Raw genomic sequence first — 21,351 nt, 5'->3', positions numbered from 1 at the left:
GATCGATGCCAGCGTCTCCTCGGCCTCGTCGAGCGGCCGATCAGGAGCGAGCGGCGGGCCTGCAGACAAGCCGCATGGGCGGCATTGCCAAGGTCGCCGCGGGCCTGCAGCGTGTGCCGCGCCGCGCCGAGCGCCGCCATCGGCCCGCCGAGATCGCGCTGGACGAGAGCGATCTCGGCCTGGGCAACGACGCAGCGGGCGCGGGCGGTGGCCTCGCCCTGGCCGAAGGCTTTTGCGGCGGCGCGCAGCAGGTCGCGGGCGCGGGCAAGATCGCCGAGCTGCGCCATGGCGATGCCGCGCAGCGCCAGCGCCGGCGGATCGTCGCGCAGCGCCACATGCTTCAGGGCCACCAGCGGGTCCCCCGCCGCCAGCGCCCGTGCGGCAGCCGTGATCAGCGCGTCCATCGAAATCCCGTCACACTTGTCACTCCCGGCCGGTCGCGCGGCGATCTAGGGTTGGTGCGTCCTCAGCAGCCTCACGGCGACAATCGATCGGACGCAGGAAAATGACAACGTCCCGGACCGCAGGCATCTCCGCCACAGACACCTCCACCCCCCGGGCTCTCGGGCTTCCGCCCTCCGCCGCAGCCTCGCCCTTGGCGCCGCGCCGACCTTCGCGGTGATGGCGATGGTGTCCCTGCTGGAGGCGCCGATGCCGGCGCTCTGCCTGCCGGCGTCGGGCCTGCTGCCGGTGGACGGCATGACGGCGATGTATCTGCTGATGAGCCTCTTCCACCTGCCGCCGTGGCTGTCGCTGGCGGGCGGTGCCGCCCGGACGGCCGATTGACCCCGAACCTCTTCACAGGAGACCGACCATGAGCCACGCCACCCTGATCCCCCCCGCCACGACGCACCCCGTCGTCTCCCGCGAAGACTGGCTCGAGGCCCGCAAGGCGCTTCTGGCCCGCGAGCGCGCGCTGACCCACGACCTCGACGCTTTGCGCGCGGCGCGCCGCAGCCTGCCGTGGGTCCGGGTCGAGACGCCTTATGTCTTCGCGTCGCCGGAGGGGACGCGCACGCTGGCCGACCTGTTCGGCGACCGCAGCCAGCTCGCCGTCTACCATTTCATGCTGACGCCCGGCTCGGACCACATCTGCGCCGGCTGCGCCTTCGTCGCCGACCATGTGGATGCGGCGCGCCAGCATTTCGAGCAGGCGGATCTGGCGTTCGCCGCCGTCTCGCGCGTGCCGATCGACCGGATCGAGGAGGTGCGCGCCCGCATGGGCTGGACTTTCCCCTTCGTGTCCTCGGCCGGCACCGACTTCAACTTCGACTTCGGCGTGTCGTTCCGGCCCGAGGACATCGCCGCCGGCCGCGCGATCTACAACTACGGCACGGTGATCCGCCGCAGCGAGGACATGTTCGGCGTCAGCCTGTTCGTGAAGGACGAGGCCGGCGAGGTGTTCCACAGCTACTCGACCTATCACCGCGGCGCCGAACTGCTGATCGGCGCGTTCAACTGGCTGGATCTCGCCCCCAAGGGCCGCAACGAGGCCGGCACCATGAGCTGGGTGCGGCTGCACGACAGCTACTGAGGCGGGGTCTCCGGCTTCGGGTGTGGGAGAGGGGAGGGGGTGGCCAACCCTGCCTCCTCCCTTGCCAGGGCAAGCCGGTCCGGCCATGGTCCACGCCGTGCCGCGGCTCGCCTTGCCGCGCGGAACAAGGGACATGCCATGCTGCCGTGGATCACTCTGGCGACCGCCGAGGCGCCCGGCGGTGGAACCCTGCGGCTGCTGCGGCGCGGCGAGGAATTCTCGATCCGCCTCCAGGGCGGCAACGAGCTGATGAACAGCCGCCTCGGCGGCTCGGAAGAGGCGCTGGCGACGCTGGCCATGGAGGCGATGGCGGAGAAGCGGGCGCCGCGCCTCCTGATCGGCGGGCTCGGCATGGGATTCACACTGCGGGCCGCGCAGCGGGTGGCGGGTCCGGCCGCCCGCCTCGTCGTCGCCGAGATCGTGCCGGAGCTCGCCGGCTGGGCGCGCGAGCACATGGGCGCGGTGTTCGGCGACTGCCTGGAGGACCCGCGCGTGGAGATCCGGATCGGCGACGTCGGCGCGCTCATCCGCAGTGCCGAGGCCGCCCATGACGCGATCCTGCTCGATGTCGACAATGGCCCGGACGGGCTGACCGCGCGGGCAACGATGCGCTCTATGATGTCCCCGGCCTTGCCGCCGCGCGGCGGGCGCTGAAGCCGGGCGGCGTTCTTGCCGTCTGGTCGGCGGCACCGGACCCGGCCTTCGAGCGCCGGCTCGCGCAGTGCGGGTTCAAGGTCCGGTCGGTCGGCGTGCGCGCCGGCCATGCGAAACGCGGGTCGCGGCACGTGATCTGGCTCGCCACGGCCCGGTGAGACGGGGCATGCCGAGCCGGGAGGCAGACACGCGGCATCGCGCCTTGTGTGCGCCGCAAACCGTGGCATAAGGGCGGCAACGGCGTTCCGCCTCCTTCCGCCCCGTTGCCCGGACCCTCCGCCTCATGATCCGCCTCGACAACATCAGCAAGCAGAACAGCCACCGCATCCTGTTCATCGAGCGTCGGCGACGCTTCTGCGCGGCGAGAAGATCGGTCTCGTCGGCCCGAACGGCGCCGGCAAGACCTCGCTGTTCCGGATGATCACCGGCGAGGAGCAGCCGGACGAGGGCCAGGTGTCGGTCGAGCGCGGCATCACCATCGGCTATTTCAGCCAGGATGTCGGCGAGATGGCCGGCCGGAGCGCCGCCGCCGAGGTGATGGACGGCGCCGGGCCGGTCAGCGAGATTGCCGCCGAACTGCGGGCGCTGGAAGCGGCGATGGTCGATCCGGACCGGATCGACGAGATGGACGCGATCATTGCCCGCTATGGCGACGTGCAGGCGCGCTACGAGGAGCTCGACGGCTATTCGCTGGAGGGCCGGGCACGCGAGGTTCTCTCCGGCCTCGGCTTTTCCGAAGAGATGATGGACGGCGACGTCGGCGCCCTGTCGGGCGGCTGGAAGATGCGCGTCGCCCTCGGGCGCATCCTACTGATGCGGCCCGACGTGATGCTGCTCGACGAGCCGAGCAACCATCTCGACATCGAAAGCCTGATCTGGCTGGAGCAGTTCCTGAAGGGGTTCGACGGCGCGCTGATGCTGACCTCGCACGACCGCGCCTTCATGAACCGGATCGTCGGCAAGATCGTCGAGATCGACGCCGGCGGCCTCACCACCTATTCCGGCGACTACGAATTCTACGAACAGCAGCGGGCGATGGCCGAAAAGCAGCAGCAGGCGCAGTTCGAGCGCCAGCAGGCGATGCTGGCCAAGGAAATCAAGTTCATCGAGCGGTTCAAGGCCCGCGCCAGCCACGCCGCGCAGGTGCAGAGCCGCGTGAAGAAGCTCGACAAGATCGAGCGCGTGGAGCCGCCGCGCCGGCGCCAGGCCGTGAGCTTCGACTTTCCCGCCGCGCCCCGCTCCGGCGAGGACGTGGTCAGCCTCAAGAAGGTCGACAAGCGCTACGGCAGCCGCACGATCTACGAAGGCCTCGACTTCATGATCCGCCGCCGCGAGCGCTGGTGCGTGATGGGCGTCAACGGCGCCGGCAAGTCCACGCTGTTGAAGCTGGTGGCCGGCACCACCGAGCCGGACACCGGCAGCGTGACCGTCGGCAACAGCGTGAAGATGGGCTATTTCGCCCAGCACGCCATGGAGGTGCTGGACGGCGACCGCACCGTGTTCCAGTCGCTGGAGGACGCGTTCCCGACGGCGGGGCAGGGCTCGCTGCGCACGCTCGCCGGCTGCTTCGGCTTCTCCGGCGACGACGCCGAGAAGAAGTGCCGGGTGCTGTCGGGCGGCGAGAAGGCCCGGCTGGTGATGGCCAAGATGCTCTACGATCCGCCGAACTTCCTCGTGCTCGACGAGCCGACCAACCATCTCGACATGGCGACCAAGGAAATGCTGGTGGCGGCGCTCGCGAACTACGAGGGCACGATGCTGTTCGTCAGCCACGACCGCCATTTCCTCGCCGCCCTCTCCAACCGCGTGCTGGAGGTCACCGCCGACGGCATCCACCAGTATGGCGGCGGCTATACCGAATACGTGGCCCGGACAGGCCAGGAGGCGCCGGGACTGCGGACCTGAGGAGAGCGACCCGGGGCGCAGGTCCCCGGCAGCGCACGTCCCTCCGCCCGCGACAATGTGGCGAAGGCAGGACGTGTTCGGCACACGGGCCGCCAGCCGCGGATCGGCATGCGGCAGTTCCGTCGCAGACGTGATAGGATCTGCCGAATCCGCACGGTCTGCGGCCATGTCTGCCGAGTGATGGGTCGCTCCGTGGAGTGTCGTCCCGGGAGGGCCATCCATGCCAATGATGCCGATCCTGCAGTCCGAGACGGCAGGGATACCTGCTGTTGCCGCATCCCCGAGTGACCCATGAACAACGGCAAGGCGGTCGTCCTCGTGGTCGAGGACAGCGCGATCATCCGGATGGGAGCCGTCGATCTGGTGATGTCGGCCGGCTACGAGGTACTGGAGGCCGGCGATGCGGACGAGGCGATCCGCATCCTCGAATCGCGCACCGACATCGACCTCGTCTTCACCGACGTCCAGATGCCCGGCACCATGGACGGCATCAAGCTGTCCCACTACATCCGCGAACGCTGGCCGCCGGTGAAACTGATCGTCGCCTCCGGCGCCGCGATCCTCGAAGAAAGCAGCCTGCCGGGCGGCAGTCGCTTCTTCTCCAAGCCGTATGACGGCCACGCCATCACCGACGCCATGGCGCGGCTGCTGGCGGAAGAGGCTCCGAGCACCACCGTGGTGGGGTGAGGCGAATGGGAGGGTGAGCCGGACCGGCCCTTCTTCGGCCGAGCGGGTCCGAAAACCGGATTTCCGGAACTGCCTTGCCGCAGACGGCGCCGGCCCACGCAAAAACCCCGCCGGCGACGCCGAACGGGGTTTTGCATTTGTCGAGATTTGGTTGCGGGGGCAGGATTTGAACCTGCGGCCTTCAGGTTATGAGCCTGACGAGCTACCGGGCTGCTCCACCCCGCGTCAAGCCGACGTTTCCGCCGACGACGTGGATGTAGCAACAAGCCCCTCGGAATGAAACCCCCCGCATGACATTTTTTTGTCATGGCCGCCCTGCAATAGCTGCCGGGCTGCGGACGGGGGCAGGCCGGGGACGGCGGGGTGAGGCACGGATGACGCTTCTTGCGCGTGGGGAAAGGGGCGATCCTGCGGTGCTGCTGGCCGTGGTCGGCGCGGTCACGGCGCTGCGCGTGGCCGCGCTGATGGCGGCGCAGACGGATCTGTTCTTCGACGAGGCGCAATACTGGTCGTGGGCGCAGGACCCCGCCTTCGGCTACTATTCCAAGCCGCCGCTGATCGCCTGGCTGATCGCCGCCACCACGGCCGTGTTCGGTGACGCGGAATGGGCGGTGCGGCTGTCGGCGCCGCTCCTTCATGGCGTCACCGCGCTGGTGCTCGGCCGGCTCGGCGGCCGTCTCTATGGTGCGCGCGCCGGCTTCTGGAGCACGATCGGCTACCTGCTGGTGCCGGCGGTGAGCTTTTCCTCGCTGCTGATCACCACCGACGTGCCGTTGCTGCTCGCCTGGGCGCTGGCGCTGCTGGCGCTCCACCGCTGGCTGGACGGCGGCGGATGGGGCCCGGCGGTGGCGCTCGGGGTGGCGGTCGGCGTCGGACTCAATGCGAAATATGCAATGGCGCTGTTTCCGGCGCTGACCGTGCTGTTTCTCGGAGCGACGCCCGGCCTGCGGCAACGGCTCGCCAGTCCGCAGCTGCTCGCCGCCCTCGGCATCGCCCTGCTGCTGATCCTGCCGAACCTTGCCTGGAATGCCGCCCACGGCTTCGTCACCTTCTCGCACACCCGCGACAATGCCAGCTGGAGCGGCCCGACGCTGCAGATCGGTTCGCTCCTCGACTTCCTCGGCGCCCAGTTCGGCGTGTTGGGACCGGTGATGTTCGCCGGGCTGCTGGCCGCGGCCGCGGGCCTCTGGCGCAGCGACCGGCGCGCGGCCGACCGCTTCCTGCTGGCCTTCTCGCTGCCGGTGCTCGGCGTGTTCATGATCCAGGCGCTGCTGTCGCGGGCCAATGCCAACTGGGGCGCCACCGCCTATCCGGCCGCGGTGGTGCTCGTCACCGCCCTGCTGCTCGATCCGCGGCGCCGGGCGCTGTTTCGCCTGTCGAACTGGCTCCATGCCGCGGTGGCTCTGGTTCTGGTGGTTGCGCCGGCCCTTGCGCGCGACCTGCGCCTGCCGGGCCTCGGCAATCCCATGGAGCGGGTGACCGGCTGGTCGGCGGCGATGACGGATCTCGGTGCTCTGGCGGCCGGCCGGGGGGCGACGACGCTGATCTTCGTCCGGCGCGCCGACATCGCCGAGGCGCTCTACTACCTGCGCGGCAGCGGCCTGGGATTCGCGGTCCTGCCGCCGCAGGACGGGGCCGGGCCGAAGGACCATTATGAACTGACGCGCGCCTTCTCGCCGGCACGGGTCGGCCCGGGCCTGCTGGTGCTGCCGGGCGAGGCGGCCGTTCCGCCGGCAGACCTCGCCGCCCTCGGCCTGCGCCTGGCGGGCGAACCGCTGCGGCTGGCCGTGCCGCGCGGCGTCGCGAGGTCACGGGTGCTCACGGTGCTGCCTGTGGCATGGTAAGCGGGAGGATGGCACCCGCCCTGCGGCGGTGAGGGGAGGGGATGTGAGGGTCGAATTCCAGGATGTCACGGTGGCGCGCGGCGGGCGGACGGTGCTCGCCGGAATCAGCTGCGTTCTCACGGAGCGGCGGATCGGCATTCTCGGCGCCAACGGCTCGGGAAAGAGCAGCCTCGCGCGGCTCGTCAACGGTCTCGTGCTGCCTGCGGCCGGGCGCGTGACGGTCGACGGGCTCGACACCGCCCGCGACGCGCGGCGGATCCGCAGCCGCGTCGGCTTCGTCTTCCAGAATCCGGAAAACCAGATCGTGCTGCCGATCGTCGGCGACGACATCGCCTTCGGCCTCGTCAATCTCGGCTACGGACGCGCGGAGGCGCGGCAGCGCGCACTGGCGGCGCTGGAGGGGGTCGGTTTCGCGGAGGCCTTCGAGCGGCCGGCGCACGAACTGTCCGGCGGCGAACTCCAGCTCGTGGCGCTGGCGGCCGTGCTGGTCACCGGGCCGGCGCTGGTGGTGTTCGACGAGCCGACCACCTCGCTCGACCTGCGCAACCGCCGCCGCGTCGGCGCGGCGATCGCGGCAACAAGCGCGCAGGCGATCGTCGTCACCCATGATCTCGACCTTGCGGCGACGCTCGACCGGGTGCTGGTTCTCGACCAGGGCCGGATCGTCTTCGACGGCGGCCCGGCGGCGGCGATCGCCCGCTACATCGACCTGGCCGGATAGGCGCCGATGAACCTGTCGCTCTATCATCCGGGCACCGGTCCGCTGCATCGCCTCCCGGCGGGCGTGAAACTCGCGGCCCTTGCCGTGCTCGGCATCGTCGGGGTGGTGGTGGCATCGCCGCTGGCGCTGGCGACGATGGCCGGCGGCGGCGTGCTGCTGCTGGTCGCCACCGGCCTGCGGCGCGGGTGGTGGCTGCGCCGCTGAAGCTGGCGCTGGTGCTGGCGGCACTGGTCGCGCTCGGCAATCTGGCGGTCGGCCAGCCGGGCAACGCGCTGGTGGCCGCGCTGCGGGTGCTGGCGCTGATGTCGGCGGCGGCGGCGGTCAGCCTCACGACGCCGATGGATGCAATCCTCGGCCTGATCGAGCGCGGGCTCGCCCCGTTCGGGCCGCGCGGGCGGCGCGCAGCGGCCTGGCTCGGACTCGCCGTCGGGCTGGTGCTGCGGCTGGTGCCGCAGATCTTCGCCGAGATCGGGCTGATCCGCGAGGCGCAGGCGGCGAGAGGTCTCAGGGTCTCGCCCCTCCACCTCGTGGTGCCACTCGTGATACGCAATCTGGTCCGCGCGGACGACATCGCCGAGGCGCTCGAGGCCCGCGGTTTCCCGCCGGACGGTGTATCGCCGGACGGTGGGACGGCGGATCGTGTGCCGGCGGATGGGCGCGGCAAGGGGACTGACCATGACCAATCGTGACTTCGTGCTGATCGTCCTGTTTTCCGCGATCATCTGCACCCTCGGCCTGGTGCCGCCGATCCAGATCGGCTTCATCCCCGTTCCGATCACCCTGCAGTCGCTCGGCGTGATGCTGGCCGGACTGTGTCTCGGCGCCCGTGGCGCGGGTCTTGCGGTGATCGTCGTGATGATCCTGGTGGCGGCCGGCGTGCCGGTGCTCTCCGGTGGCCGCGGCGGCCTCGGCGTCTATGCCGGGCCGACGGCCGGCTTCCTCGTCGGCTGGCTGCCGGGGGCGATCGTGACGGGCCTGCTCGCCGACCGGCTGGTCGGCCCCTCGCGGGCCGCCACCCGAAAGGCGGCGGTCATCGGCGGCACCATGGCCGCGCTCGCCGGAGGGGTGGTCGTGGTCTACGCGCTCGGCATCCCGTGGCTTTCCTTCATCGCCGACGTTCCGCTCGGCAAGGCGGCGGCCGGATCGCTGCTGTTCATTCCCGGCGACGTGGTGAAGGCCATGCTCGCCGCGCTGATCGCCCACGGCGTGGCGAAGGCCTTCCCGCTGCCGCGGGGCTGAAGCGGGATATGCCGTCGGGCGCTCGCACGGGGGTGACAAAAAGCCGATTCCGGGCGCAATTGATCAATCTTTCTCCCCATTTATGAAATGATATCGGCAGGTCCGATCGGTCGCCGCATTGCCGCGTGCCCGGCGCGGCGGGCGAGGGGGAGGGAACCGGGGCGTGGGCATCGAGGGCATCTACATCGTCACGCTGATCGGGGCGGGTCTCATCATTGCCTCGGCGGTCTCCTCGCTGCTGGCCTTCCGCTTCGGTGCCCCGCTGCTGCTGCTGTTCCTCTGCATCGGTCTTCTGGCCGGCGAGGACGGTCTCGGCATCCGCTTCGACAACGCCAACGCGGCCTATTTCATCGGCAGCCTCGCGCTGGCGGTGATCCTGTTCGACAGCGGCTTCGGCACGTCGATCAACAGCTTCCGCCAGGCGGCCCTGCCGGCGCTGACGCTGGCCACCCTCGGCGTGGTCCTCACCACGATTCTCGTGGCCGTTGCGGCCTGGTGGATGTACGGCCTGTCGCCGGCGGGGGCGCTGCTGATGGGCGCGATCGTCAGTTCCACGGACGCGGCGGCCGTGTTCTTCCTGCTGCGGGTCGGCGGCATCACCATGCGCGACCGCGTCCGCTCGACGCTGGAGGTCGAATCCGGCTCCAACGACCCCGTCGCAATCTTCCTCACGCTGACGCTGACGGTGTTCGCGGCGGCGCCCGAGGCCGGGGGCGAGATGCCCGGCTGATGCTTCTCCTCGGCTTCCTGCAGCAGATGGGGCTCGGGATCATCGGCGGGATCGTCGGCGGGCACCTGATCCTCACGCTGGTCAACCGGCTGACCCTCGAGCGCGGCCTCTATCCGATCATCGTGCTCGCCTGCGCCATGTTCCTGTTCGCCCTGGTCGGTGCGCTGGACGGCAGCGGCTTCCTCGCCGTCTATGTGGCGGGCATCTATGCCGGCAACCGCGCGATCCGCGCGAAATCGACGCTGACCAACTTTCAGGAGGGCACCACCTGGCTGGCTCAGATGGTGATGTTCCTCGTGCTCGGCCTGCTGGCGACGCCCTCGGACTTTCCCCAGATCGCGCTGCCCGCGATCGGGATCGCGCTGTTCCTCGTGTTCATCGCCCGGCCGGTGGCGGTCTGGCTCTGCCTGCTGCCGCTGTCCTTCTCGCGCGAGGAAACCGCCTTCGTCTCCTGGGTGGGCCTGCGCGGCGCGGTGTCGATCCTGCTGGCGATCCTGCCCGTGATCGGCGGCGTGCCGAACGGCATGCTCTATTTCAACTCCGCCTTCATCATCGTGCTGACGTCGCTGCTGCTGCAGGGCTGGACGGTCAATGCGCTCGCCCGGCGGCTCGGCCTCGTGCTGCCGGCCAAGATCGGGCCGGTGGAGAAGGTGGAACTGGAGCTTCCCGCTCCGCCAGCCACGAACTGCTGGTCTACAAGGTGGTGCCCGACAGCCCGGTGACGCGCGGCTCGCGCCTGCCGCGCTGGGCCCGGCCGTCGCTGGTGATCCGCGACGGCAAGTCGATGCGCTACCAGTATGCCGGCCGGCTGCAGCCGGGCGACTATGTCTACCTGTTCATCTCGCCGCGCTTTCCCCACCTGCTCGACCGGCTGTTCGCCAGCCCGGCCACGGTGTCGGCGGATGATGCCGAATTCTTCGGCGAGTTCACCATCGAGCCGGGCAAGACCCTCGGCGATCTCAACGCCATCTACGGGGTCGGGCTCGACGGGGTGACCAGCGACACGCAGATCATGAGCTTCATGGTCGAGCGGCTCGGCGGGCATGCCGAACCCGGCGACCGGGTGCAGATCGGCCCGGTGGAACTGATCGTGCGCGACACGGCGGACGACGGCGCGATCGCCACGATCGGCCTGTCCTGCGCGCCCGAACACGGACGCACCGGCAAGCTGGCGCTGGTGCCCGGGGCCGCGCTGGCCCGCTCGGGCATGGGCAAGGTGATCGATGTCCTGCGCAACGTCTTCCGGTCGAGCCAGTAGCCGGCGGCGAATGCGGTCAGAGCCGGAGATCGGCGATCACGGGCAGATGGTCGGAGCCGAAGCGGGCGTCGAAGTCGGTCCACGCGGCCAGAATCCGGGCCGGGGCGCGGCAGTGGATCCGGTCGAGGCGCAGCCTCGGCATCCAGGAGGGAAAGGTCGCCAGCCGCGTGCGTTCGGGCAGAAGGGCCGCCAGCGTGCGCCGCACGTGGCCGACCGGCGTCCAGTCGTTGAAATCGCCCAGCACGACGCTGGTCATGTCGCTGCGGGCGCGAACGAGGCCCGCGATCCGGCGGATCTGCCGGCGGCGCTCCGCCGGGCTCAGGCCGAGATGGGCGGCGAGCACATGGACCGGGCCGGCCGGTGTTGCAGCCGTTGCCTCGATCACCGAACGCGGCTCGCGACCGGCGACCCTCACGTCGTGGATCACCACGTCGGAGAGCGCCCAGCGGCTGAACAGCGCGTGACCGTAGGCGCCGTCGGGCGCGGTGATCGTGTGCGCGTCGGCGCGGTGGCCGTGACTGCCGGCAAGCCAGGCCAGCACGTCCGCGTTCCGCCCGCGCCCCTCGATCTCCTGGACGGCGAGGAGGTCCGGGGCATGTCGCCGGATCACCGCAGCGATGCGGTCCATGTCGAAACGGCGATCCGGCCCGACGGCGCCGTGGATGTTCCACGTCATCACCCGCAGGGCCGGTCCGGCCGGGCCCTCCGGCAAGGGCGTTTCGACGAGGTGTTCTCTCACGCGGCCTTGCGTCGCTCGTGCCGGCCCTCGCCGATTTCCTCGATGATCTTCGCGACGAAGGCGTCGAGGTCGTCGGGATTGCGGCTGGTGATCACGCCTTCGTCGGTCACGACCTCGGCGTCGATCCAGCGTCCGCCGGCATTCTGCACGTCGGTGCGGATCGAGGGATAGGACGTGACCTTGCGGCCGCGCACGAGGTCGGCCTCGACCAGCAGCCAGGGGCCGTGGCAGATCGCGGCGACCGGCCAGCCCTTGTCGAAGAAGGTGCGGACCAGCTTGACCGCGTTCGGATCGACGCGCAGCAGGTCGGGGTTGATCTGACCGCCGGGAATGACGAGGGCGTGGTAATCGTCGACGCGCGCATCGGCGACGGACAGGTCGGCGTCGATCGTCTCGCCCCAGTCGGTCTTGGCCCAGCCCCGGATCGGCTTGCCGTCCAGGCTGGCGATCTCGACGGTCGCACCGGCGGCGCGCAGCTTCTCCAGCGGCACCATGAGTTCGGACTGCTCGAAGCCGCTGGCCGAGATGATGAGGATTTTCGCCTCGCGGATGTCCGGCATCGGGTTGCTCCTGTGTTGGTGAAAAGGGCACGTTGCCCTTGGTCTCCCAACCCCCTGCGCGCCGGGCTTGTTCCGCCTTCCCCTTGGTCATCGTATGAATATGGCTGGATCTGGTGCGACGCCGGCATGTCGAGGAAGTGTTGCCGCGCCGATCACCCCGGCGTCTGCCGGATGCCGAGAGGCGGCACGAGCGGCGCCGGAGCCTTGCGCCGGAACAGGCGGAACGGACGGACGGGATCGAGCAGGGACGTGCCGAACATCGGCCGGTCCGGCCCCTTTCCGCCCTGTTCGGGGAAGATCCGCAGCGCCCGACGGCCCGTGTCCTGCGCATCGATCGCTGCCGCCATCGAGGTGCCGGCGGCGAGACGCTCGGCAAGGCGGGCGACCGGCAGGCCGAGATGCTCGGCCAGCAGCGTGTTGCGCAGGTGCAGCACGGCGGCGCGCTCCCGCGGGCCGACCGCCTCGATGCCGAGGTCGCATTCGGTGTCGAGCCCCAGCGATCGGTTGTTGAGATTGGACGAGCCGACCTTCATCAGCCGGTCGTCGACGATGATCACCTTGGAATGGACGACGATCGGCTCCTCGCGGTCCGGCGCGGCGACGACCGGATAGCAGATGCGCAGCCGGCCGAACCGGTCGGCGCGGGCAAGGCGCCGGATCAGGCGGTTGCGGTTGACGCCCATCACCAGGCGCTCGATCAGGCCGCGCGCCTCGTGGGCCATCACCACCACGATCTCCGGCCCGTCCGGATTGGCGAGATGCGCGGCCAGCACCTCGCCGACCAGCGAGGACGACATGTATTGCGTCTCGATGTAGATCGAACGCTTCGCCGCGGCGAGGATGTCGAGCGTCTGCCGCGCCGCCTCCATCGTCTCGTGCGAACGTCCCCAACCGGGAAGGGTCCGCGCGACGGCGACGGGGATCGCCTCGAAATCCGGGGCAAGATCCGCGGGCCAGATGCCGGCCGCGGGCGACACCTGCGGGATCTCGATCCCCCTGGCCGTCCGCCAGCGCTGACGCACCACCTCGCCGAGGGCGCGGGCGGCGTCCCCCTCCACCACGAACTGCACGTCGTGGATCGGCGAGCATCCATCGCCGTCCGGCCCGCAGCGGCGCGGATCGTGAAGGGTGTGGCGCCGGGTGTCCCAGCGGTCGATGGTGAGGTCGATGCCGCCGGTGAAGGCCACCGCGTCGTCGATCACGACGATCTTCTGGTGATGGGCGGCATAGATCGGGTGATGGCGGTCAAGGACGACGCGGATGCGCGGGTGATCCTCCCAGTCGCAGCCGAACAGCATCGGCAGCCGGGCGCTGCCGGTGTGGAACACCGACAGGCTCCAGACCAGGACGTCGACGTGGAGATCCGGATTGGCCTCGACGAGGCCGCGCAGCAGGCGGCCGAGCGACGGGGCGGCTCTGTCGCCGGCGGAGGGGCGCAGTTCGATGCGCGCGTCGAAATCCCAGCCGGCGATGAGGATGCGGTGGCGGGCCCGGCGCAGGCAGGTGTCGAGGACGTTGAAATAGGCGGCGGCATCGACGAGCGCCGCGGCGCGGCTGGCCTGCGGCCGCTGCCAGCAGTTCTGCCCCGGGCGGAACAGGAGGGCCTCGCCGCCGGCGGTGTCCGCGCCAGCGTCGTTCAGACCGTCATTCGGCTCGGCGGCGGGCATCGCAGGGACGGGCATCGGGCGTCACTCTCTCCGGTTGGCGCGCGCGTCCGTCGCCGGACGCGCTCGACAGGGAGAAACGACGCGGCAGCGTGCCCTGTTCCCCGCGGGCTCGGCCTCAGGCGTCGCCGGCTGCCCGGACGCGGGCGGCCCGCAGCCGGGTGACGAGGAAGGCGGCGACGAAGAGCACCGACATCAGCAGCACGATGGTGGGGGCGGGGGCGCTGTCGAGGAAGAAGGACAGGTAGACGCCGGCGATGGCGGCAACCGCGGCGACGGCGGCCGCGATCAGCAGCATGGCGCCGAAGGTGGGCGCGACCAGAAAGGCGATCGCGCCGGGGGCGATCAGCAGGGCGACGGCGAGGATGATGCCGGCCGCCTTCAGGGCGCCGACGATTGCCAGCGCGATCAGCGCCAGCAGGCCGTAGTGCAGCGCGCGCACCGGCAGGCCCACCGCCTGCGCCTGCACCGGATCGAAGGCGTGGAGCAGGAAGTCGCGCCATTTCAGGCCGATGACGACCATCACCAGCAGCGCGATCGCGCCCGTTTCCACGAGATCGGCCATGGCGATGCCGAGGATGTCGCCGAACAGGATGTGGTCGAGGTGCATCTCGGTCTGGATGCCGGAATAGAGCACCAGCCCGAAGCCGAACATGCCGGAGAACACGATGCCCATCACCGTGTCCTGCTTGATGCGGCTGTTTTCCTTCAGCCAGCCGGTGGCGACCGCGCAGCCCATGCCGGCGGCAAAGGCGCCGACCGAAAGCGGCAGGCCGGCGATGTAGGCCAGCACCACGCCGGGCAGCACCGCATGGGAAATGGCGTCGCCCATCAGCGACCAGCCCTTGAGCACGAGGAAGGCCGACAGCAGCGCGGCGGGCACCGCGACCAGCACGGCGGCGATCATCGCGTAGACCATGAAGTCGAAGGTGAAGGGCTCCAGCAGAAGCTCCGTCATCGTCATGTCGGTCATGGCGCCTCCTCGGCGGCGGCCGCGACGCGGCGGCGCGAGGCGATCAGGCCGTGTTTGGGCGCGAAGAAGAAGGCGGCGAGGAACACCAGCGTCTGCAGCACGACGATGATGCCGCCGGTGGCGCCGTCGAGGAAATAGCTCGCATAGGCGCCGATGAAGCTGGTGACGGCGCCGATCGTCACCGCAATCACGAGCAGGCGCTGGAAGCGGTCGGTGAGGAGATAGGCCGTCGCGCCCGGCGTCACCACGGTGGCAACCACGAGGAAGGCGCCCACGGTCTGGAGCGCGGCCACGGTGGAGGCCGACAAAAGGGTGAAGAACACGATCTTCCAGAGTGTGGGGTTGAGGCCGACCGTGCGGGCGTGGGTCTCGTCGAAGAACACCGCCATCAGGTCCTTCCACTTCGCCAGCAGCACGGCCAGCGACACCGTGCCGATCAGGACCAGCTGCAGCGTGTCCTGCGGGGTGATGGCGAGGATGTTGCCGAGGACAATGGTCTGGATGTCGACGGGGGTCGGCGAGACCGAGACCATGAACAGGCCGAGGCCGAAGAAGGCGCAGTAGGTGAGGCCGATCACCGCGTCCTCGCGCAGCCGGGTGCGCTGGTTGAGAAACAGGATCGCCGCCGCCGCGAGGCCACCGGAAAAGAAGGCGCCGAGCGCGAAGGGAAGCCCGAGCATGTAGGCGCCGGCCACGCCGGGCACGATGGCATGGGACAGCGCGTCGCCGATCAGCGACCAGCCCTTGAGCATCAGGTAGCAGGAGAGGAACGCGCAGACCCCGCCGACGAGAGCCGAAACCCACATGGCGTTCCACATGTAGTCGTAGGTGAAGGGCTCGAGCAGGAGGCTCATCGCGCCTCCCGCCCGCCGAGCACGGGGAGGCCATCGCTCACCGCGGCCGGGAACACCTGCAGATGACGCACCGCGCCGCCGAAGGTCTTCTCGAGGTTGGCGGCGGTGAACACCTCCGACGTCGGCCCCTGGGCCAGCACGGTGCCCCGCACGAGAACCGTGCGGTCGCAGAAGTCCGGCACGCTGGCGAGATCGTGGGTGGAGACCAGCATCACCCGGCCCTCGGCCCGCAGCGCCTCCAGCAGATCGACGATCGCCGCCTCGGTCTTGACGTCGACGCCGGTGAAGGGCTCGTCGAGCAGGATGACGCGCGCTTCCTGGGCAAGGGCCCGGGCGAGGAACACCCGCTTCTTCTGGCCGCCGGAGAGTTCGCCGATCTGGCGCTTGCGGAACTCGGTCATGGACACGCGGGCCAGCGCGGTGTCGACGGCGGCGCGGTCGGCGGCGCGGGGAATCCGCAGCGGCCCCATGCGGCCGTAGCGGCCCATCATCACCACGTCCTCGACGAGGACCGGGAAGTTCCAGTCGACCTCCTCGCTCTGGGGCACATAGGCGACGAGATTCTGTTTCAGCGCCCGGGCGGCCGGCAGGCCGAGCAGGGTGATCTCGCCGCGCGAGGGCTTGAGAAAGCCCATGATCGCCTTGAACAGGGTCGACTTTCCGGCGCCGTTGACGCCGACCAGCGCGGTGATCGTGCCGGTGGGGATCGCAAAGCTCGCGTCCCGGAGCGCGGTGTGGCCGTTGCGGTAGGTGACGGTGACGCCGGCGACCGAGATGCCGGCGCCGGGATTGCCGCCGTCCTCGCCGGTCGGTCTGAACGCACTCACGGGGGCGACGGGGGCGTTCATTGCGAAAGCCCTTCGTTCAGGCCGGTCGCGATCGTCTCGGAGGTGACGCGCAGCAGGTCGAGATAGGTGGGCACCGGGCCATCCGCCTCGCTGAGCGAGTCCACGTAGAGCACACCGCCGTAGTGGGCGCCGGTCTCGCGCGCCACCTGCCGCGCCGGCTTGTCGGACACGGTGCTCTCGCTGAAGACGGCGGGGATCCGGTTGGCCGTCACCGTGTCAATCACCTTGCGCACCTGCTGCGGGGTGCCCTGCGCGTCGGCGTTGATCGGCCAGAGGTAGAGTTCCTTCAGGCCGAAGTCGCGGGCGAGATAGGAGAAGGCGCCCTCGCTCGTCACCAGCCAGCGGCGGTCCGCGGGGATCTTGGCCATCCGGGCACGGATCGGCGCCACGGCGGCGGCGATCTTCGCCTTGTAGGCGTCCGCATTGGCCGCATAGGTCGCGGCATTGTCCGGATCGGCGGCGGACAGGGCATCGCGGATGTTGTCGACGTAGATCAGCGCGTTGTCCGGCGACATCCACGCATGCGGGTTGGGCTTGCCGGTGTAGGGCCCCTCGGCGATGCCCATCGGCTCGATGCCGGCCGACACGACCGCTTCGGGCACGCCGTCGGCATTGCGGAGGAACTTCTCGAACCAGAGTTCGAGGTTGAGGCCGTTCCACAGGATCAGTCCGGCGCCACGGGCGGCGCGGATGTCGCCCGGCGTCGGCTGGTAGTTGTGGATCTCGGCGCCCGGCTTGGTGATCGACACCACGTCGGCCGTCTCACCCGCCACGTTGCGCGCCATGTCGGCAATCACCGTGAAGGTGGTCGCGACCTTCAGCCGTTCGGCGGCCGCTGCCGGCCCGGCAACGAGCGCGAGGGACGCGAGCGCCGCGAGGGTTGCGAGGATGGTGGATCGACGGGTCGTGCCATGCATGGACAAACCTTTTCTGCAAGTCGTTCTCATTTGCGTAATGTGAGCGGTTGCGGCGCAAACTTCAAGTGCGACTTAGTCGCAATTCAGCCTGCGAGACATAATACGTGTCTCACGTTGCGCTGGATCAAGGCGCAGGAGGCGGTTCCGGGGCAGGGTGCGGCAGGATCGAAGGCGCCCGCGTGATGCCGGGCGCCCGCCATCATCGGGAGGCCGCCCATGCGTCTGCAACTTCTCGTTCCGCTTCTGACCCATCCCGACCCGACACCCGACAGCGTCGTGGCCGGCGCGGTGGCGGTCGCCCGCCATCTCGGCGCCGATCTCGTCTCCCATGCGGTCGACATCGACATCCACCTGCCGCCGAGCGCCTTCGGCGGCCTGTTCCTCGACGTGCCGAAGATGATTGCCGATGCCGAGGCCACCAGCCGCGCGGCCGGCGACCGGCTGCAGGCGGCGCTGGCGGATGCGGCCGAGGCCGCCGGCGTTGCGCTGATCCGCGAGGAGGTGGCGCTGCGGCCCGAGGCGGTGGCCTCCGGCGTCGCCCGCCGCGCGCGCCTGGCGGATCTCGCCATCCTCGGCTGGGGGCTCTCGACGGTCGAGGGCCGCGAGGTGGCGGAAGGACTGATCTTCGAGGCCGGCCGTCCGGTGCTGTTCCTGCCGTCGGTGGCCGCGGTCGGCGCGCTCGGGTGCGTCGCGGTCGCCTGGGACGGCAGCCGCGCGGCGGCGCGGGCGCTCGCCGATGCCCGGCCGTTCCTCGAACAGGCCGACGAGGTCGTGGTGGTGACGGTCGCCGACGACAAACCGGGGGCGACCGTGGAGACCGGCAGCGCGCTGGTCCGCCATCTTGCCGCGGCCGGCGTTGCGGCGCGCCTCGACGTGGCTGCCGCCGGCGAGATGCCGATCGGCGAGCTGCTGCAGGTGCGGGCGCTGGCGCTTGGCGCGGGGCTGCTGGTGATGGGCGGCTATGGCCATTCCCGGCTGCGGGAATTCGTGCTTGGCGGTGCCACCCGGGGCGTGGTGGACGACATGCGGCTGCCGGTGCTGCTGTCGCACTGACGTCCGGCATACGGTCACGGCAAAGGAAAACGGGCGGAAGGTCCGCCCGTTGCCATGTCGCGCCGAGATTGCGGCAGCCGGGCCGCAGGCGAGGCCGGCTGCAAGCCCGCTCAGCCGGCGAGCCTGGCCGCGATCTTCGCCACATGGGCGCCCTGATAGCACGCGCCGTCGAGTTCCACCTCGGACGGCATCCGCGAGCCGTCGCCGCCGGTGATCGTCGCGGCGCCATAGGGCGAGCCGCCGAGGATCTCGCCGAGGCCGCTCTGGCCGGCGAAGGCATAGGGCAGGCCGACGACGACCATGCCATGGTGCATCAGCGTCGGGACGAAGCCGAGGATGGTCGATTCCTGGCCGCCGTGCTGGGTCGCGGTCGAGGTGAACACCGAGCCGACCTTGCCGACAAGAGCACCCTTGGCCCACAGGCCGCCGGTCTGGTCGATGAAGTTGCGCATCTGCGAGGCGACCGTGCCGAAGCGCGTGCCGGCGCCGAAGATGATCGCGTCATAGTCGGCGAGTTCATCGACGGTGGCCACGGGTGCGTCCTGATCGAGCTTGTAGTGCGAAGCCTTCGCGACGTCCTCGGGGACGAGTTCGGGAACGCGGCGGATCGCCACTTCGGCACCGGCCGAGGCCGCGCCCTCGGCGACGGCCTTCGCCATCGCCTCGACATGCCCGTAAGCGGAATAGTAGAGCACCAGAACCTTGGCCATCACGCTGTCCTTCAACATCGGGGATAGAAAACGTTGCGGCAGACTATGCCGTCGGTATCGTTTCGCCTACGCCTGACAGCGCAGACAGACTGTTCATCCACGGTAGCCAATCCGCCTTGGGCTCCGTGCGGCCGTGATCCGCCCTTGCTCCCGCGCGGCCCCTCGGCCACGATGCGGTTCGTCCGTCCCCGTGCGAGCACCGCCCCGCCGATGGCCTTCACCCTGCGCCAGCTCCAGTATTTCGTTGCCGTCGCCGAGCAGGGCACGGTGTCGGGCGCAGCGCATGTGCTGTCGATCTCGCAGTCGTCGGTGACCGAAGCGATCAAGGATCTGGAGAACGACCTCGGCGTCGCCCTGTTCCAGCGCCGGGCGCGCGGGCTCGACATCACCCACGAGGGCCACCAGTTCCTGCGCCATGCCGCCAAGATCCTGGCCGATGTCGCCGAGGCGCGGCAGGCGTTTCGGGCACGCGGCGGGCCGGGCGTCGGCACGCTGTCGCTCGGGGTCACGTCGCTGGTCGCCGGCTATGTCCTGTCGGATCTGCTGGCCCGCTACCGGCGCGCCTTTCCGGGCGTCGAGATCGCGACCATGGAGGACGACGGCAACTATCTGGAGCATCTGCTGGTCGGCGGCGAACTCGACGTGGCGGTGATGCTGCTCAACAACCTGCGCGACCGGCAGGCGCTGCAGTCGGAAATCCTCGACGTCTCGCCCTTTCGCCTCTGGCTGCCGGCCGGCCATGATCTTGCCGTGCGCGACAGCATCGCCATGGAACAGATCGTCGGCGAGCCGCTGATCATGCTCACCGTGGACGAGATCGAGGAGGCGACGCGCAAGCTGCTGTCCGCCTTCGGCGCCCGGCCGAAGGTCGCCTTCCGCACCCGTTCGGTGGAGGCGGTGCGCAGCCTGGTTGCCACCGGCGCCGGCGTCGCACTGCTGCCCAACCTCGTCTACCGGCCGTGGTCGCTGGAAGGCGACCGGATCGAGTCCCGCGACGTCTCCGGCGCCCTGCCGGTGGTGCAGGTCGGCCTCGTCTGGCGCCGCGGCCTGACCCTGTCGGCGCCGCTGCGCGAGTTCATCGCGCTCGCCCATTCGCAGCGGATGCCGCGCCTGCGGTGACTGATATCGGAAATACCGAATTCGCATTTCTCCGGAAAGAAATTGCGACGGTCTGGCCCTCGGCTACGATGTTGCCCAACAAACAGCCGTGGCAACAGCATCGGCACAACGAGGGGCGCATCATGCAGAAAGTGGCGAGACTTCTCACCGCGACGACCGCACTGGCCTTCGCGATCACGGCTGCGGCGGGGCCCGCGGCCTCCGCCGACATGCTCACGTCGATCGGCGCCGGGGAGGGCGAGGTGTCGATCGTCGCCTGGGCCGGCTACATCGAGCGCGGCGAGACCGACAAGGCCTATGACTGGGTGACCGACTTCGAGAAGGCCAGCGGCTGCAAGGTCTCGGTCAAGACCGCCGCCACCTCCGACGAGATGGTCGCGCTGATGAACGAGGGCGGCTTCGACCTCGTCACCGCCTCGGGCGACGCCTCGCTGCGGCTGATCGCCGGCAAGCGGGTCCAGCCGGTCAACGTCGACCTGATCAAGAGCTGGTCCACCGTCGACGACCGCCTCAAGGACGCGCCGTGGCACACGGTGGACGGCACCCATTACGGCACGCCCTACCAGTGGGGTCCGAACGTGCTGATGTACAACACCGACGTGTTCAAGGAGGCCCCGGCGAGCTGGAGCGTCGTGTTCGAGGAGACGACGCTGCCGGACGGCAAGTCCAACAAGGGCCGGATCGAGGCCTATGACGGGCCGATCCACGTGGCCGACGCCGCCAACTACCTGATGGCGACCAAGCCGGAACTCGGCATCAAGGACCCCTACGAGCTGAACGAGGACCAGTACAAGGCGGCGCTCGACCTGCTGCGCGTCCAGCGCACCCTCGTCACCCGCTACTGGCACGACGCCTTCGTGCAGATCGACGACTTCAAGAACGAGGGCGTGGTCGCCTCCGGCTCCTGGCCGTTCCAGGTCAACCTGCTCGGCGCGGAAAAATTCCCGATCGGCTCGACCATCCCGAAGGAAGGCGCCACCGGCTGGGCCGACACCACGATGATGCACGCCGACGCGCCGCATCCCAACTGCGCCTACATGTGGATGGAGCATTCGCTCTCGCCCAAGGTGCAAGGGGATCTTGCCGCCTGGTTCGGCTCGGTGCCGGCCGTGCCCGCCGCCTGCGAGGGCAACGCGCTGCTCGGCGCCGAAGGCTGCAAGACCAACGGCTTCGACGATTTCGAGAAGATCAGGTTCTGGAAGACCCCGGTTTCCAAATGCGCCAGCCAGGGCGAATGCGTGCCCTATTACCGGTGGGTGTCGGACTACATCGGGGTGATCGGGGGGCGGTGAGGCTCACCTGATCGGGAATGCGGTGAGGTCGATCTTCGCCGCTCCCCCTC

The 21,351-nt window shown here is 69.8% G+C and carries 19 protein-coding genes, 1 tRNA gene and 4 pseudogenes; 14 read left to right on the top strand and 10 right to left on the bottom strand.

Annotated elements, in window-relative coordinates; translation table 11 throughout:
* Positions 1–404 (bottom strand): annotated as a pseudogene (locus A6302_RS13400) (helix-turn-helix domain-containing protein); the annotation flags it as partial.
* A gap of 217 nt (positions 405–621) precedes the next feature.
* Between A6302_RS13400 and A6302_RS24570 the strand changes: the two are divergent.
* From A6302_RS24570 to A6302_RS13375, 5 genes and pseudogenes are all read left to right on the top strand, one after another.
* On the top strand, positions 622–786 hold the full coding sequence (locus tag A6302_RS24570) for a hypothetical protein (RefSeq protein ID WP_245294064.1): 165 nt from the start codon (positions 622–624) through the stop codon (positions 784–786).
* A 28-nt stretch (positions 787–814) separates the two neighbouring features.
* Positions 815–1,534 (top strand): DUF899 domain-containing protein, encoded by a 720-nt coding sequence (locus A6302_RS13390; protein ID WP_069307449.1) that lies wholly within the window; start codon positions 815–817, stop codon positions 1,532–1,534.
* A 138-nt stretch (positions 1,535–1,672) separates the two neighbouring features.
* Positions 1,673–2,346, top strand: a pseudogene (locus tag A6302_RS13385) (spermidine synthase).
* A gap of 125 nt (positions 2,347–2,471) precedes the next feature.
* Positions 2,472–4,093, top strand: a pseudogene (locus A6302_RS13380) (ABC-F family ATP-binding cassette domain-containing protein).
* Between the two features lie 291 nt (positions 4,094–4,384).
* Complete coding sequence (locus A6302_RS13375) at positions 4,385–4,780, top strand: response regulator (protein WP_069307448.1); 396 nt, start codon at positions 4,385–4,387, stop codon at positions 4,778–4,780.
* Between the two features lie 148 nt (positions 4,781–4,928).
* Here A6302_RS13375 and A6302_RS13370 read toward each other — a convergent pair.
* A tRNA-Met gene (locus A6302_RS13370) sits at positions 4,929–5,005 on the bottom strand.
* A gap of 149 nt (positions 5,006–5,154) precedes the next feature.
* On the opposite strand from A6302_RS13370, the gene A6302_RS13365 reads away from it, so the two are divergent.
* From A6302_RS13365 to A6302_RS21390, 6 genes and pseudogenes are all read left to right on the top strand, one after another.
* A complete protein-coding gene (locus tag A6302_RS13365; RefSeq protein WP_169833582.1) occupies positions 5,155–6,624 on the top strand; it encodes an ArnT family glycosyltransferase in 1,470 nt (489 codons plus the stop codon).
* Between the two features lie 43 nt (positions 6,625–6,667).
* Positions 6,668–7,345 carry an energy-coupling factor ABC transporter ATP-binding protein gene (locus A6302_RS13360; RefSeq protein WP_069307446.1) on the top strand — a complete coding sequence of 226 codons (678 nt, stop codon included), beginning with the start codon at positions 6,668–6,670 and terminating at the stop codon, positions 7,343–7,345.
* A gap of 6 nt (positions 7,346–7,351) precedes the next feature.
* Positions 7,352–7,549 (top strand): energy-coupling factor transporter transmembrane component T family protein, encoded by a 198-nt coding sequence (locus A6302_RS23020; RefSeq protein WP_069307445.1) that lies wholly within the window; start codon positions 7,352–7,354, stop codon positions 7,547–7,549.
* Positions 7,534–8,034, top strand: coding sequence for an energy-coupling factor transporter transmembrane component T family protein (locus A6302_RS13350; RefSeq protein WP_069307444.1), 501 nt, complete (start codon positions 7,534–7,536; stop codon positions 8,032–8,034). The genes A6302_RS23020 and A6302_RS13350 overlap by 16 nt, the downstream gene beginning before the upstream one ends.
* A complete protein-coding gene (locus A6302_RS13345; protein ID WP_069307443.1) occupies positions 8,021–8,584 on the top strand; it encodes a biotin transporter BioY in 564 nt (187 codons plus the stop codon). The genes A6302_RS13350 and A6302_RS13345 overlap by 14 nt, the downstream gene beginning before the upstream one ends.
* 169 nt (positions 8,585–8,753) lie before the next feature.
* Positions 8,754–10,572: pseudogene (locus A6302_RS21390) on the top strand (potassium/proton antiporter).
* A 16-nt stretch (positions 10,573–10,588) separates the two neighbouring features.
* On the opposite strand, the gene A6302_RS13325 reads toward A6302_RS21390, so the two are convergent.
* The 7 genes from A6302_RS13325 to A6302_RS13295 all read right to left on the bottom strand — a co-directional run bounded on the left by A6302_RS13325 (position 10,589) and on the right by A6302_RS13295 (position 17,127).
* On the bottom strand, positions 10,589–11,311 hold the full coding sequence (locus A6302_RS13325; protein ID WP_245294063.1) for an endonuclease/exonuclease/phosphatase family protein: 723 nt from the start codon (positions 11,309–11,311) through the stop codon (positions 10,589–10,591).
* Positions 11,308–11,871, bottom strand: coding sequence for a type 1 glutamine amidotransferase domain-containing protein (locus tag A6302_RS13320; RefSeq protein WP_069307439.1), 564 nt, complete (start codon positions 11,869–11,871; stop codon positions 11,308–11,310). The genes A6302_RS13325 and A6302_RS13320 overlap by 4 nt, the downstream gene beginning before the upstream one ends.
* A 152-nt stretch (positions 11,872–12,023) precedes the next feature.
* Entirely contained in the window at positions 12,024–13,553 is a 1,530-nt protein-coding gene (locus tag A6302_RS13315) for a phospholipase D-like domain-containing protein (RefSeq protein WP_245294062.1), read from the bottom strand.
* A 100-nt stretch (positions 13,554–13,653) separates the two neighbouring features.
* Complete coding sequence (locus A6302_RS13310) at positions 13,654–14,499, bottom strand: metal ABC transporter permease (protein ID WP_069307450.1); 846 nt, start codon at positions 14,497–14,499, stop codon at positions 13,654–13,656.
* Between the two features lie 5 nt (positions 14,500–14,504).
* On the bottom strand, positions 14,505–15,362 hold the full coding sequence (locus A6302_RS13305; RefSeq protein ID WP_069307437.1) for a metal ABC transporter permease: 858 nt from the start codon (positions 15,360–15,362) through the stop codon (positions 14,505–14,507).
* On the bottom strand, positions 15,359–16,210 hold the full coding sequence (locus A6302_RS13300; protein ID WP_083255757.1) for a manganese/iron ABC transporter ATP-binding protein: 852 nt from the start codon (positions 16,208–16,210) through the stop codon (positions 15,359–15,361). The genes A6302_RS13305 and A6302_RS13300 overlap by 4 nt, the downstream gene beginning before the upstream one ends.
* Complete coding sequence (locus tag A6302_RS13295) at positions 16,207–17,127, bottom strand: metal ABC transporter substrate-binding protein (protein ID WP_069307436.1); 921 nt, start codon at positions 17,125–17,127, stop codon at positions 16,207–16,209. The genes A6302_RS13300 and A6302_RS13295 overlap by 4 nt, the downstream gene beginning before the upstream one ends.
* A 216-nt stretch (positions 17,128–17,343) precedes the next feature.
* Between A6302_RS13295 and A6302_RS13290 the strand changes: the two genes are divergently transcribed.
* Positions 17,344–18,180, top strand: a complete 837-nt coding sequence (locus A6302_RS13290; RefSeq protein ID WP_069307435.1) for a universal stress protein — start codon at positions 17,344–17,346, stop codon at positions 18,178–18,180.
* A gap of 110 nt (positions 18,181–18,290) precedes the next feature.
* Here A6302_RS13290 and wrbA read toward each other — a convergent pair whose 3' ends face one another.
* The gene (gene wrbA / locus A6302_RS13285) at positions 18,291–18,890 is read right to left on the bottom strand and encodes an NAD(P)H:quinone oxidoreductase (protein ID WP_069307434.1); all 600 of its coding nucleotides are present in this window, start codon (positions 18,888–18,890) and stop codon (positions 18,291–18,293) included.
* A gap of 210 nt (positions 18,891–19,100) precedes the next feature.
* Between wrbA and A6302_RS13280 the strand changes: the two genes are divergently transcribed.
* Both A6302_RS13280 and A6302_RS13275 read left to right on the top strand, forming a co-directional pair.
* Complete coding sequence (locus tag A6302_RS13280; protein ID WP_069307433.1) at positions 19,101–20,009, top strand: LysR substrate-binding domain-containing protein; 909 nt, start codon at positions 19,101–19,103, stop codon at positions 20,007–20,009.
* Between the two features lie 122 nt (positions 20,010–20,131).
* Positions 20,132–21,301: an ABC transporter substrate-binding protein gene (locus A6302_RS13275; RefSeq protein ID WP_069307432.1), complete on the top strand. Its 1,170-nt coding sequence runs from the start codon at positions 20,132–20,134 to the stop codon at positions 21,299–21,301.
* The last annotated feature ends 50 nt before the right edge of the window (positions 21,302–21,351 follow it).

This window comes from Methylobrevis pamukkalensis (assembly GCF_001720135.1).
GTDB classification, from domain to species: domain Bacteria; phylum Pseudomonadota; class Alphaproteobacteria; order Rhizobiales; family Pleomorphomonadaceae; genus Methylobrevis; species Methylobrevis pamukkalensis.
The sequence above is the reverse complement of the archived record's forward strand: the minus strand, read 5'-3'. Positions and strand labels throughout refer to the sequence as shown.

Coding starts and splice junctions, on each gene's coding strand:
- A6302_RS13315 (WP_245294062.1), bottom strand. CDS start 13,553: ATGCCCGTCCCTGCGATGCCCGCCGCCGAGCCGAATGACGGTCTGAAC.
- A6302_RS13305 (WP_069307437.1), bottom strand. CDS start 15,362: ATGAGCCTCCTGCTCGAGCCCTTCACCTACGACTACATGTGGAACGCC.
- wrbA (WP_069307434.1), bottom strand. CDS start 18,890: ATGGCCAAGGTTCTGGTGCTCTACTATTCCGCTTACGGGCATGTCGAG.
- A6302_RS13320 (WP_069307439.1), bottom strand. CDS start 11,871: ATGCCGGACATCCGCGAGGCGAAAATCCTCATCATCTCGGCCAGCGGC.
- A6302_RS13310 (WP_069307450.1), bottom strand. CDS start 14,499: ATGACGATGACGGAGCTTCTGCTGGAGCCCTTCACCTTCGACTTCATG.
- A6302_RS13300 (WP_083255757.1), bottom strand. CDS start 16,210: ATGAACGCCCCCGTCGCCCCCGTGAGTGCGTTCAGACCGACCGGCGAG.
- A6302_RS13280 (WP_069307433.1), top strand. CDS start 19,101: ATGGCCTTCACCCTGCGCCAGCTCCAGTATTTCGTTGCCGTCGCCGAG.
- A6302_RS13365 (WP_169833582.1), top strand. CDS start 5,155: ATGACGCTTCTTGCGCGTGGGGAAAGGGGCGATCCTGCGGTGCTGCTG.
- A6302_RS13375 (WP_069307448.1), top strand. CDS start 4,385: ATGAACAACGGCAAGGCGGTCGTCCTCGTGGTCGAGGACAGCGCGATC.
- A6302_RS23020 (WP_069307445.1), top strand. CDS start 7,352: ATGAACCTGTCGCTCTATCATCCGGGCACCGGTCCGCTGCATCGCCTC.
- A6302_RS13345 (WP_069307443.1), top strand. CDS start 8,021: ATGACCAATCGTGACTTCGTGCTGATCGTCCTGTTTTCCGCGATCATC.
- A6302_RS24570 (WP_245294064.1), top strand. CDS start 622: ATGGCGATGGTGTCCCTGCTGGAGGCGCCGATGCCGGCGCTCTGCCTG.
- A6302_RS13290 (WP_069307435.1), top strand. CDS start 17,344: ATGCGTCTGCAACTTCTCGTTCCGCTTCTGACCCATCCCGACCCGACA.
- A6302_RS13390 (WP_069307449.1), top strand. CDS start 815: ATGAGCCACGCCACCCTGATCCCCCCCGCCACGACGCACCCCGTCGTC.
- A6302_RS13295 (WP_069307436.1), bottom strand. CDS start 17,127: ATGCATGGCACGACCCGTCGATCCACCATCCTCGCAACCCTCGCGGCG.
- A6302_RS13275 (WP_069307432.1), top strand. CDS start 20,132: ATGCAGAAAGTGGCGAGACTTCTCACCGCGACGACCGCACTGGCCTTC.